This is a genomic window from Bradyrhizobium sp. CCGE-LA001 (assembly GCF_000296215.2).
Taxonomy (GTDB): Bacteria; Pseudomonadota; Alphaproteobacteria; order Rhizobiales; family Xanthobacteraceae; genus Bradyrhizobium.
On record NZ_CP013949.1, the window covers coordinates 6,404,132 to 6,417,060 of the forward strand.

Here is a 12,929-nt window from a genome sequence, read left to right on the forward strand (position 1 = left end):
CCCCATAGAGCGCTGGATCGGTTCGCCGATGGCCATTGCCGTTGATGATCCTGGTTCCGCAGCAGTTCAACGTAGGGGCGCCGCGCCGATTGGGTCCACGCCATTGGCAAGCGGCGAAGAAACACCCCGGCGGCGGCAGGCAGCCTCGACCGTATTTCTGAGCAGGCACGCGATGGTCATCGGACCCACACCGCCCGGGACTGGTGTCAGCGCGCCGGCAATGGTGCGAGCGCCCTCGAAATCCACATCGCCGACCAATTGCTGATTGCCATCGCGTTCGATCCGATTGATGCCGACGTCGATAACAATTGCACCAGGCTTGATCCAGTCGCCACGAATAAACTCTGCTCGTCCGGCCGCTGCGACCAGGATGTCCGCTCGACGACAGACCGAAGGCAAATCCTCGGTCTTGGAGTGAGCTATAGTAACCGTACAGTTTTCTCGTAACAGGAGTTGTGCTAGCGGCTTTCCGACTATGTTTGAACGGCCTACGATGACTGCAGAAAGCCCGCTAAGATCCTTTCGGACGCTCTTGATCAAAAGCATACAGCCGAGCGGCGTACAGGCGACCAAAGTGGACGCGCCGAGCGACATGTTGCCGACGTTAATGGGATGGAAACCGTCAACGTCCTTTGCCGGATCAATCGCAGCAGTCACTTTCTGGGCGTCAACGTGAGATGGCAGCGGCAGTTGAATGAGAATGCCGTCAACGTCTTCGGCGGTGTTCAAGCGCGCGATCAGCGCCAGAATGTCACTTTCGCTGGTTGAGGCGGGTAATTTGTGATGGAACGAGCGCAATCCCGCTTCGACCGACCGGCGCACCTTGTTGCGAACGTAAACCGAACTGGCAGGATCGTCGCCAACAAGCACGACGGCAAGGCCAGGCGTCGCCCCGCGCTCCGCGAGATCTAGAACGGCGCCGCGCAAAACCGCGTGTAGCTGCCTGGCCACGGCAACACCGTCGATCACCACTGCGCTCATTGCGTGTTCAACCGCATCAAGATGCTCATCCAAATACCACCGTGCGATCCCCGTTCAACAAGACTCGATTCTCCGCGTGGAACTTTACGGCGCGCGTCAATACCGCCGCCTCGACATCCCGTCCGACGGCCGAGAGTTGCTCCGGCGTGAGGGAGTGATCAACGCGTAGGACGTCTTGCTCGATGATCGGCCCCTCATCCAGCTCGGCCGTGACATAGTGCGCGGTCGCACCAATCAACTTGACGCCTCTTGCCTGGGCCTGATGATACGGTCGAGCTCCCTTGAAGCTTGGCAAGAACGAGTGATGGATATTGATGACCCGGCCGAACATCTTCTGGCAGAGTCCATCCGACAAGACCTGCATGTATCGGGCTAAAACAATCAAATCGATACGTTCCTGCTCGACCAACCCCATCAGTTTTGCCTCTTGCGCCAGCTTCGTATCGCCAGTGATTGGCAGATGATGGAACGGAATGTCATAGGACGCAGCGAGGCGGAAGAAGTCCTTATGATTCGAAACGATCAAGGGAATCTCGACATCGAGCATTCCGGTGGAATATTTGAACAGAAGGTCGTTGAGGCAGTGCCCCGCCCGCGAGACCATAATCATGAGCCGCGGCTTCGACCCGAAATCATGCAGTTGCCACGTCATGTCAAACAGATTTGCGACCTTGGCAAACTCCGACTGTAAGCGTGAGGTTGCGATTTCATCGAGCGCCTCGAACGAGAGGCGCATGAAAAGTTTCCCCGCGCTGCGATCGGAGAACTGAGCGCTGTCTCGGATGTTGCATCCATGGTTGGCGAGAAAGCCCGAAACGGCATGAACAATGCCAATCCGGTCCGGACAGGAAAATGTCAGGACGAAATCCGGACGATCGGTTCGTTCCTTCGACGAGCCAAAGACGGACGGACTCCGTGCATCGGGGCTTTTGGCGGGTGCCGTGTTGACTTCAGACACAACACTTACCACTCAAGAAGCCGCCGCAGACACGGTAACAGCGCCTTCGATGTCCTTCACCCGATTGTTCGCCGGATCATAGAACGCGCGCAGCGAAGCGCGTGCGGGCACACGCACGCCGGCAACCTCGATCTCAAGTTTTCCGCTCTGCAAATAGGTCGCATCCACTCCTCCCCCGTCGGGGTTCTCGACATAGCCCAGACCAAGGGAAGCGCCGATGCTGTGACCGTACATGCCGGACGTGACACGCCCTACGAGCCGCCCCGCGTGCCAGATCGGTTCATTGTGGTAGAGAAGTAGCGCGGGATCCTCGAGGGCTATGTGGACCATCTTGCGTTTGGGTCCCACTTCTTTTTGACGCAGCAAGGCATCGCGCCCGATGAATCCTTGCGGCTTCGACCAAGCGATTGCGAAGCCGAGCCCGGCCTCCAGCGGGGTATCTTCGTCGGTGATGTCGTGGCCCCAGTGCCGATAACCCTTTTCCATTCGTAATGAGTTCATTGCATGGTAGCCGGCAAGGCGCATGTCGAATGAAGCCCCCTCTTCGACGAGAGCGTCGAACACGCCCTGGACGAACTCGGTCGGCACGTACAATTCCCAACCCAGTTCACCGACGTAAGTAATGCGGCTCGCCCGCACCTTGGCATAACCAAGCTCGATGATCTTCGAGCTCGCAAAGGGAAACGCACCGTTGGACAGATCTGCATCGGTCAGCTTGCTCAGCAAACTCCTGGACTTAGGGCCCATCACGCTCAGGACGGCGTAGGCGGAACTGACGTCGATTGCCAGCGCCCGGGCACCTTCTGGAATATGGCGCTTCAACCAGGCGAAATCTCTGACTTGGGTGCCCACCGCGGTTACGATGAGAAATCGCTTTTCTCCTTCGCGGGTGATCGTCAGATCTGCCTCAATGCCACCACGCTCGTTGAGCCACTGAGTATAGACGATGCGCCCGACCGGAACTGAGACGTTGTTTGCACAAATTTGATTGAGAATGTGCTCGGCGTCATCGCCCTCGAAAACGAATTTGGCGAAAGAGGATTGGTCGAACAGCCCGACGCTCTCGCGAACCGCACGATGCTCCGCCGCGGAATAGTCGAACCAGTTTTGCCGCCCGAAACTGTATTTATACTTGGCCTCGTACCCCTCGGGCGCATACCAATTGGGCCGTTCGAAGCCCGCGACCTCACCGAAGCAAGCCCCCCGCGAGAGCAAGCGATCGTGTAGTGCCGAACGTCGGACGCCTCTCGCCGTCTCCGCCTGCCGGAACGGCCAGTGCATCGCGTACAGCAACCCAAGCGACTCGACCGTTCGATCCCGTAGATAGCGACGATTGGACTGGAAAGGCATGACGCGCCGTATATCGACGTCCCACAGGTCCATCGGCGGATGACCATCGACGATCCAATCGGCGAGCACCTTGCCTGCTCCGCCGGCCGAACGAATACCGATGGAATTGAAGCCTGCCCCCACAAAGAGATTTCGCACCTCCGCCGTCTCGCCCAGCATATAACGATCGTCGGGGGTGAAACTCTCGGGTCCATTGAAGAACAACTGGATTCCCGTCTTCCCCAGTATCGGAACGCGACGGATCGCCCCCTCAAGCAAGGGCTCGATGTGCTCGAAATCATCCGGCAACGTATCGAACTCGAAACTCTCGGGAATCCCGTCCATACCCCAGGGCTTTGCAACCGGCTCGAACCAGCCGACCAGCAACTTGCCGGCATCTTCCTTGAAATAGGTGCAGGCATCCGCATCCCGCAGCACGGGAAGATGTTTTTTTATATCAGGCAGCGGCTCGGTCACGACATAGAAGTGCTCGGCCGCGTGGAGCGGCACTGTCGTCCCCGCGCTTGCACCGAGATCCCGCGCCCACATGCCTGCGCAATTGACCACAAACTCGGCAGCGATTTCGCTGTCCTTGGTACGAACACCGATCGCGCGGCCGTTTTCAATCATGATCCCGGTTACAGCAGTGCCCTCAAATATTTTCGCCCCGCGATTCTTGGCGCCCCTCGCCAGCGCAAGTGTCGTGTCCACAGGATTGGTCTGACCATCTTTTGGAAGATGGACCGCACCCACGACATTTTCGGTCGCCATCAACGGCCAAAGATCGCCCGCTTCCCTCGCAGTCAAGACGTTCACTTCCAGCCCGAAACAACGAGCCATTGAAGCTCCGCGCTTCAACTCTTCAAAGCGCTCCTGATGACTGGCGATTGCCAATGATCCGATCTGACGGTAGCCGGTGTTTTGACCGGTCTCTCTTTCGAGCTGATCATACAGTTCTGTCGTGTATTGGGCCAATCGCGTCAGGTTGTGGGTTGCCCCGAGTTGACCAACCAGCCCGGCGGCGTGCCATGTCGTTCCGGAGGTAAGCTGCTTGCGTTCAAGCAATAGGACATCCCTCCAACCTCGTAGAGTAAGATGGTAGGCGAGGCTACAACCCATGATACCGCCGCCGACAATGACGACTTGGGCCGACTTCGGAAGATCCGTCACACCTGAAGCTCCTAACGATCCTTCGTGAAGAAATCTCATATTTTTTCACAAAAGTGAATAGCTTTTTCACGCCCATAGGTTTTTTTTCGGTGTTGTGGCCTCTATAAAGAATCGGGTAGTCGGGAGCTCATGTTGCAAGCGCTCCAAATGGATTGAGCCACTCGGGCGGTTTGAATGCTGGAAGGTGGCTTTGTGGCTGCAGGCGGCTGGTCGCGATAGGCACGCCGCCCGCATTGAAGGACGAGAGAGCCCATGGCGATTAGATCTTTACGCGCAGCTGAGGAATGGGCGGCCTCTGAAACAAAAAGCGGAATGGATTTGGAGGCTGCCGTCGGTGGCCAGATCCGCGAACTACGGAAGATCAAGAAGCTGACGCTCACCCAGCTTGCTCAGGCCGCCGGCATTTCGGTCGGCTATTTGAGCCAAGTCGAACGAAATCAATCGAAGCTGCCGATCGGTGTTCTGAAGAAGCTAAGCGACGCTCTCGGCGTACATATGAATTGGTTCTTCAACGGGAACATGCAGGCTGCGCCGGGCGAACGGGACATCGTCGTTCGTAAAGCGCACCGTCGCCGATTGACATTCACCGGCCTCGGGATCGCCGAGGAGCTTCTCTCACCCAACCTCGCTGGCCCTCTAGAGCTGCTCTTAAGTACGATTGAACCGGGGGCCGACAGCGAAGAATACAGCCACGACGGCAACGAGGCGGGTATTGTGATTGCGGGGCAACTGAACCTTTGGGTTGACGGCAAGCTGTTTCAGCTTGAGGAAGGAGACAGCTTCTCCTTTAGCAGCACCTTGCAACATCGCTGCGCAAATCCCGGAACGGTGCCAGCTAAAGTGGTTTGGGTCATTACGCCGCCGCACTACTAGATAAGTGGAGATCCGAGAATGGCTCAAGCCCAATCAGATGAATCCATAAGATGTCATTAAGGAGCATAGAGACCAACCGTTGCCGCCTCTGCCGCCGTTGCAAACAACCGGGCAAGAAAACGGCGCAAGGTCGGTTGGTCATCACTTAGTCGCGCGGCTTTCTTGAACTGATGATCGCGACCGCTGCATTCGCTCCCGAGCGACTGGGGCATACGATAGAAGCTACACAAGTCGCGCTGGTCGTAAGAGAAATGGATCCGCTGAAACGGGCTGGCGATCTGCGCTATGAAGCGGTGCCTGTTAGCGATGCATCTCCCTCCCCCCGGGGAGGCAAACCTGTCTGCGCCAGAACCTTGTCTGTAACCGATGATAGTCCTCGCCATTGGCAAGATCGTTGCTACGGAACGAAATGGACACTCCGTCCTAAAAAAGATGCCGGCCAATTTGTCTGGGCGCATTCCGCCTGCGTGCATTGATAGGGTCCTCAGCCGGTTGCGCTGGTGAAGACACCCAAACTGCCATTCCCACATTTCACAAACGCAGTCCCGTGCGGACCGCAACAGCAGGTAAGCACGTGAAATTTCTGATTAAAATTTCATGTTGACAGAATTTTCTTCTTGATTTATCGCAATAGCTGCTTCGTCGTTTTGATTTTCAAGGGCTCGAAAACGCCCTTCGTACCTGGGCGGTGTGGCAGGCGACGGACGCGCCCGAGCGTTGCTGTAATCACCGAGGATTCGCCGCGATGCTGCATTTCGCCCGGGAGGAACGATTACCGGTGACGATTGTGTCCGGCTTTCTGGGTGCCGGAAAGACGACTCTTCTGAACAACGTCTTACAGCACACTCGGCTGAAGCTGGCTGTCCTCGTCAATGATTTTGCCGCGCTCAACATCGATGTGAAGCTTATCGCATCGCAGGACGACACCATCATTTCTCTTACCAATGGATGTGTGTGCTGCAGCATCAAAGATGACCTCTTAAGCTCAATTCTGTCTATCGCGTCTTCAGAGCAGAGGTTCGACGGAGTTTTGCTCGAGACAAGTGGCGTATCGAACCCGATGGCCATCGCGGATGCATTTATGCAACCCGCGGTTTCTCGCCGGCTGAGGATTGATCGCACCATTTGCGTTGTTGATGCCGAAAACTTCCCGAGCCTCAGCTTCGAACATACTGAGCTTGCTATCGATCAGGCTGCGGTCGCGGACTATGTATTACTCAACAAGACCGATTTGATAGCGCCGCGGTTCGCTGACAAAGTGATCGGGATACTCCGCGGTGCGTTGCCTACCATGAGAATCATAAAGACGCAGAATGCCGTCCTTCCGGCATTTATGTTGCTCGATGATGGCGACGGAGAGGCCCTCCGGCTTAATCGGAAGACATCCTTTCGATGCGACCGCGCTGAAAGCCCTTGCCGTCACGAAGGCTGTACCGCCTGCACCGGCACCTCCAGGACTCGTGATCATTCCGGCACGTTTGAGAGTTGGTCCTGGTCAGGTGATGTCGGAAATCAAGCCAACTTCGCTGACATCGTAAGGGCTCTTCCTGCGTCAATCTTGCGCGCGAAGGGTATCGTTCGATTCTCTGATTTGGCCGATCAGAGCGGCATTTTCCAACTCATCGGCAAGCGCTCGACGATCGACCTCCGCCCTTCCGTTTCAGGCGATCGCAGAAGCGAGCTCGTGTTCATAGGCGTGCGCGGCGAACTACCAACCGACACACTGACGGAAATGTTTGAAGGGCAGACCAACGGCGCTTGACGCCCGGAAGCAGGCAGGAGGAGCACAGATGGGCGCAGACACAATTTTTCACGGCGGTCCGATAGTCACGATGGATCGCGACCAGATGCAGGTTGAGGCCGTGGCAATATCCAAGGGAAAAATACTCGCCGTTGGATCTTGGGAGGCCGTAAGCCGTCACCGTGGCTCGCAAACAACTATGGTCGATCTCGATGGGCGCACGATGTTGCCCGGCTTCGTCGAAGCACACGGTCATCCCCTGCTTAGCGCTTTGTGTTGGGGCGACCCCGTGGTCGATATTCGATCGGTGCACACGCCCACGTACGAGGCGGCTCTCGCTAAGATAAGAAGAAGAGTTAGCAAAGCAAAAGATGGTGAGTTCCTCTGGTTCCTGGGGCTTGACCCCCAGCTCCACGTCGGCGCCAAAGAGCCTAGCAAGGCCGATCTCGACGAACTCTCACCGAACATTCCGATCGCGGTGCAGGTGTCAAACATGCACGGAATTTACCTCAATTCGGCGGCCCTTAAGGCACTTAAAATCACACGCGAAACCCCCGTTGTTCCTGGCGGGAATGTTCGTTGCGATGAGAATGGGGAACCTTGGAAATTTGAGGAGCGCTCGCGCGAATACATCATCGAGAGTTTCTATGCTCTCTGTGGCGAGCAGCGGGGCGTCGACTCCTTACGGGATTGGTTGTGGAAGTTCTCAAAGTCTGGATATACAACCAGCTCCGAAATGGGCGTGACGCCCATGACCAGCCTCTTCTACAAGAAGACTTTGGAAAGAGAGCAAATGCCCATTCGGGTCTTTTGCTATCAGAGAGCTGTTCCCGAAGGAATCGAGACAATTTCCTTTGAGGGAGGAAACGATCGGTTTGCAATGGCCGGCATCAAGATGTGGGGTGATGGATCCGTCCTTATGGGCAACGTGTGGCTGACAAAGCCATACCTCAATAACGAAATCACCCTTACGAGCATGGGTCTACCGCGCGATAGCGTCGGTCACATGAACTACAAGCCCGAAGAGTTGAAGCGTATCATACGAGCTTACGCCGCCCGCGGGCATCAAATGTCGGTTCATACGCATGGCGATCGGACTATTGACGCGGTTCTGGATGCATATGAGGTGGCACTCCATGAGTTTCCCGAAGCAAAGCGTCCGTTCCGGCTCGAGCATTGCGGAACGTTGCGCGAAGACCAAATTGACCGCTGCAACACGCTCGGAGTGGTGTGCAGCTTCTTCTTACCTTACCTTTATTACTGGGGCGAAGCACTCCGTGACGCGCTCCTTGGACCGGAAGCGGCCGCAAAGTTTGTGCCTGCGGGGAGCGCCGTCCGAAAGGGGATGCGGAGTTCGCTCCACTGCGACCCGCCGATGACTTGGCCGCACGCGCTCCTTTGCCTGCATCTTGCCACCACTCGCCGAAGCCGCGCAGGAAACGTTATTGGTCCAGATCAGATCATGGATATGGATTCGGCCTTGCGCTCTATAACAATTGACGCGGCCTTCCACCTCAGAAAGCAAAACGACATCGGAAGCATTGAGATCGGCAAATACGCGGATTTTGCAATCCTCGACAAGAACCCTCGCGCCGTCGATCCAGAGCACGTGCTGGATCTCAAGGTCCTCGGCACGTACGTCGAGGGAGAACAAATTTGGGAGTGCTCGGCCGAAGAAGCGCCGAGTGGGCGACAGGCGGCATAGCGCAGACGACCCCCTTCTAGCCGCCGCCCATCAACCCTCCTTCACAAGGACTAACCAAAGCAGTAGTGGCCACACTCTTGCTGTGCATCGTGACTGATAGCGTCGGGTGCACAATGGCCTTTGCGCGAACGAATGAGCTTTCGAAAACCCCTGTGAGGAGCCGTTGGTTGGCAGTCGTACGTGTGACTCCGCTTAGTGAATAGGTTGTAAGTCGGCCGTCACGGCACAGGCTTGGCCATTCGCAACGATCATTTGGAAGGATTCCAAGGTGGAAAGGACAACCGTCTACAGGGCGAGGACCATCCGGACGATGAACCCGTCCTTGCCGGTCGCCGACACTGTGGTGGTTCGAGGGTCTCGGATCCTCGAAGTTGGTACGGCAGAGTCAATCAGGCCGTGGTTTTCTGGCCAAACACCTGAGATCGACGACACGTTTCGAGATGCCGTGCTGATGCCCGGCTTCATAGACCCGCATGTGCATCCTGCTCTGGCTTCCATTCTCCTTCCCATGCACTGGATCACTGGCGTGGATTGGAAATTGCCCGGGAGATCTCTTACCTCCGTTCGTGGACAGAACGAATTCCTCAATCGTCTGACCGAGATTGAAAGCCAGCTCTCCGAGGGTGAACCACTGGTGAGTTGGGGCTATCATGAGTTGTGGCACGGACCGGTAAGTGGAGGACTGCTTTCGCGCATCTCCAACAGACGGCCGATCGTCGTGTGGCACCGCGGCTTTCACTCGCTTTACCTCAACGACGCCGCAATGGCATGGGCCGGAATAACGCGGGAGGATGCCGAAAGGCATCCCCAAGTGGATGCTGAACGACAGCTGTTCTACGAAAGCGGCATGGCCATGGTCCTGGCGCGTTTGCGGAGCTATCTCCTCGCGCCGGAGCGTATCAAAGCTGGATATCGTGCTTTCAAAGACGTTATACGGGCGGGCGGCAACACGACAATCGGCGACATGGCGTTTGGCAAAATCGGCGGAGAAGAGCTGGAATGGCAGCTTTGCCAGGAAACCTTCGATGAAAGCACGCCCTTCAGAGTACAAATGACTCCCGTTGGGATTCCCTTCGGCGCGGACTCCGTCGACATTCCTGCGCGCATGGCTCATCTCAAATCTCTTCGCGCAAAGAATACAGCACGCGCTCACTTCGGCAAATCGGTCAAGTTGTTCGCCGACGGCGGATTCTTCTCCAACCTGATGCAACTCCACTGGCCGGGTCGGATCGAGGGCCAAGATGGCCACTGGATAACCTCGCCCGAGCTTCTACGCCAGGCTGCCGAAGCCTATTGGGATGCGGGAGACGTCATTCATATTCATACCTCCGCCGACTTGGGTCTAGAACTCGTCCTCGACACGCTCGAGCATCTCCAAGCTCGCCGGCCGCGATTTGGGCGCAAGCTCGTAATCGAGCATCTTGGAGTGAGCACACCGGAACAGATTCAGCGCGCGGCCGAGCTGGGCGCCAACGCTTCAGTTAACATTTACTACGTTCATGAGCTCAGCGACCGCTTCTATAAGTGCATACTCGGTTATGAAAGGGCATCGCAGATGTCTCGGCTAGGCACTTTGACGCGCAACAATATCCGCTTCTCCTTGCACTCAGACTTCAGCATGGCGCCCGCAGCACCGTTGGTGAACGCCTGGGTAGCAGTCAACCGCCTGTGTGAAACGGGTAAGGTCATGGGAGAACTCGAGCGCATTTCGGTCGAACAGGCGATGAAAGCCATCACCATCGACGCCGCCTATATACTCGGAATGGATGGCGAAGTCGGTAGTATTCGCGCGGGCAAAAAAGCGGACTTCGCTGTGCTGGACAGTGATCCGTTCGAGGTGCCGCCGGAGCGCATCCGCGAAATCAAGGTCCTCGGCACTGTTTTCGAAGGAAAGTACTTTCCGAATAGCTTCTAGAGTGCGCTAATGACGGTAGATGTCATCATAATTGGCGGATATCTCGGCTCCGGCAAATCAAGCCTCGTCAATCACCTCTTACAGACCTGGGACTCGAAAGAGACAGGAGTTATCGTAAACGACCTCGCGCCTATTAACGTCGATGCTCAGCACGTGATTAAAAAGGCTGGATTGACACTTGGCATTCAAGATGGTTGCGTCTGCTGCTCCGTCACCGATCGACTCGGAGAAGCATTCGATTGGATGACTGCATTTCGTCCGCCACTGAAGCGCATTCTGGTCGAAGCTAGCGGAGTTGGCGACCCTCGCCGCATTTCATATTACAGCCAAGGCATGCGAGAATTGAGCCTCAGTGCCATTATTACAATGATCGACGCGTCAAGTTTCATCGATCGTTTGAACGACAGGTTTGTTGGCAACCTGGTCCAGCAGCAAATCGAAGCGGCCGACCGGCTGATCCTTAACAAAATAGATCTTGTACCCGCAACTCGGGTGTCTGAGGTCGAAGCGATCTTGGGCGAGCTCAACCAAGAGGCCGTCGTCGTACGCGCCCATCATAGCAAAGTCGATGCGAGTGCCATCGGCACGCCGATTCTGACGCGCCGCCCCTCAAAAATTCTTCCCGCGGCGAGCGGCGCTGAGCTCTCTGGCGCTGCATTCAGCACCATGGTTCTGCGCACGAAGGATTTGGTCGACCAGTTTGGAATGCGCGAGTCTTTGGGCCAGCTGGCAAAAATAGCAGAACGAATCAAGGGCGTCATAGTCACGTCTAAGGAAACAAACAATAGATACCTTGTTCAAGTCGCGGGCGGCGACGTTGAGCTAACCCCCGCCAATCCGTTGGCCGCGTACCATGAGACTGTGCTGGTGTTTGTCCTCAGCGGTGACAATACGAATCTACTAAAAGAGATAATTGAGACGAGTCTTTCCAAGCTCGCCCGTTGGACCAGCTCCGTCATAGGTTAGATCGTTTCGCGAGACCCTTGGTCATGACGCTGTACCTATGATCTGGCCCGTCTAGAGGGGCCGCACCTAAGCATGCCCCGGACAGGCTTCGTTGCCGGGAACTCGTCAGCGACCTTTGCGCACGCTGCTCGACCGCCCTATGAGGTCTAGCCGGTCGTTCGATGCACCGGTCTCTGCGTCTACTACCTTACTCCGATACGAATGAGGCCCTCTCGGCCTTCACGGATCTGGAAATAAATCGATGCACCTCTTGAACTCGACGTGTCTCATGCGTATCAGGATGAGAGGTGATCCAATAGTTGCGCACGAACCGAACTGCCGGCAGCACGCGCTTCAACTCCGGATAGCGTTGCGCTGCATAGTCGTGAAGGATTCCAACTCCATACCCGGCGCGAATTGCCTCCATTTGCGCGACCACGCTGCCGCATTCGTATTTACGTGACATAAGGCGACCGAGTACAGAAGCATAGTCTAAGGCGGGGCTGTAGGCCATGTCCTCAACATGCGTTACGAACAATCGGCCGCCTAGTTCGTGCTGGTCTGTGATCGGGCCCTCTCGCGCAAGGTACTTCTCCGCCGCGTACACGCTCAGTGTGTAGTCGGTCAGCTTCGCCAGGATCAGTCGGCCTTGTTTGGGACGATCCAACGTAATGGCTATGTCGGCCTCTCGCCGCGATAGCGAGAATGTTCGTGGCAGCGGAACCAGTTGGACGAGGAGCCTTGAATGTTTCGCAGCAAGCATGCCAAGGCGCTCTGCAAGGAAATAGTTGCCAAGGCCGTCAGGTGCACCGACGCGCACTGTACCGGTGATCGCCTGGTTCGCGCCGCTGATGCTCGAACTCACTCTGATAAATTCGCTCTCCGCGCGCTCAGCGGCGACCATCAACGACTCGCCTGCCGCAGTTAGAGTGCATCCAGCCGTATGTCGTTCGAGCAGCTTAGTGTTCAAACTTCGCTCAAGAGCGCTAAGTTGTCGAGCTACCGTGGAATGATTTAATCTAAGATTCTTCGACGCCTTCAGGATTTGTCCTGCTCGCGCGACCTCCAGGAATATGCGAACGCGTTCCCAATCCATCGAATACAGTTTTTGCACAAGGGGCGGCAAATTCGGTCGGTGATGCACGAATTTATGCGCTGCATACGAACCCCGATCAAGCCCTGTTTAATGGGAGCTGTTCATTACCAGTCCACATATCTCGAGAGGATCGAGAAGCTACTCGCGCGAATGAAGCAGAAGACCGGCCACGAATGGGCCCTCCGAAACGGTCCGGCGCCTGAGACCGAAAATATG

At 56.3% G+C, this 12,929-nt stretch carries 9 protein-coding genes; 5 read left to right on the forward strand and 4 right to left on the reverse strand.

Features of this window, described 5'->3' with window-relative positions; genetic code table 11:
* Positions 1-66 precede the first annotated feature (66 nt).
* From folD to BCCGELA001_RS29570, 3 genes are all read right to left on the reverse strand, one after another.
* A complete protein-coding gene (gene folD / locus BCCGELA001_RS29560; RefSeq protein ID WP_060737924.1) occupies positions 67-981 on the reverse strand; it encodes a bifunctional methylenetetrahydrofolate dehydrogenase/methenyltetrahydrofolate cyclohydrolase FolD in 915 nt (304 codons plus the stop codon).
* Between the two features lie 25 nt (positions 982-1,006).
* Positions 1,007-1,840 (reverse strand): formyltetrahydrofolate deformylase, encoded by an 834-nt coding sequence (gene purU, locus BCCGELA001_RS29565; RefSeq protein ID WP_060737925.1) that lies wholly within the window; start codon positions 1,838-1,840, stop codon positions 1,007-1,009.
* A gap of 111 nt (positions 1,841-1,951) precedes the next feature.
* A complete protein-coding gene (locus BCCGELA001_RS29570) occupies positions 1,952-4,477 on the reverse strand; it encodes a GcvT family protein (protein WP_083543438.1) in 2,526 nt (841 codons plus the stop codon).
* A gap of 213 nt (positions 4,478-4,690) precedes the next feature.
* Between BCCGELA001_RS29570 and BCCGELA001_RS29575 the strand changes: the two genes are divergently transcribed.
* From BCCGELA001_RS29575 to BCCGELA001_RS29600, 5 genes are all read left to right on the forward strand, one after another.
* Positions 4,691-5,311: a helix-turn-helix domain-containing protein gene (locus BCCGELA001_RS29575; protein ID WP_008558502.1), complete on the forward strand. Its 621-nt coding sequence runs from the start codon at positions 4,691-4,693 to the stop codon at positions 5,309-5,311.
* Between the two features lie 745 nt (positions 5,312-6,056).
* The gene (locus BCCGELA001_RS29585) at positions 6,057-7,073 is read left to right on the forward strand and encodes a CobW family GTP-binding protein (RefSeq protein ID WP_008558506.1); all 1,017 of its coding nucleotides are present in this window, start codon (positions 6,057-6,059) and stop codon (positions 7,071-7,073) included.
* Between the two features lie 28 nt (positions 7,074-7,101).
* A complete protein-coding gene (locus BCCGELA001_RS29590) occupies positions 7,102-8,757 on the forward strand; it encodes an amidohydrolase (protein WP_008558509.1) in 1,656 nt (551 codons plus the stop codon).
* Between the two features lie 310 nt (positions 8,758-9,067).
* The gene (locus BCCGELA001_RS29595; protein ID WP_144441549.1) at positions 9,068-10,672 is read left to right on the forward strand and encodes an amidohydrolase; all 1,605 of its coding nucleotides are present in this window, start codon (positions 9,068-9,070) and stop codon (positions 10,670-10,672) included.
* A gap of 9 nt (positions 10,673-10,681) precedes the next feature.
* Positions 10,682-11,638: a CobW family GTP-binding protein gene (locus tag BCCGELA001_RS29600; RefSeq protein ID WP_008558511.1), complete on the forward strand. Its 957-nt coding sequence runs from the start codon at positions 10,682-10,684 to the stop codon at positions 11,636-11,638.
* Positions 11,639-11,825: 187 nt separating this feature from the next.
* Here BCCGELA001_RS29600 and BCCGELA001_RS29605 read toward each other — a convergent pair whose 3' ends face one another.
* Positions 11,826-12,713 (reverse strand): LysR family transcriptional regulator, encoded by an 888-nt coding sequence (locus BCCGELA001_RS29605; RefSeq protein ID WP_060736928.1) that lies wholly within the window; start codon positions 12,711-12,713, stop codon positions 11,826-11,828.
* Positions 12,714-12,929: the final 216 nt, after the last annotated feature.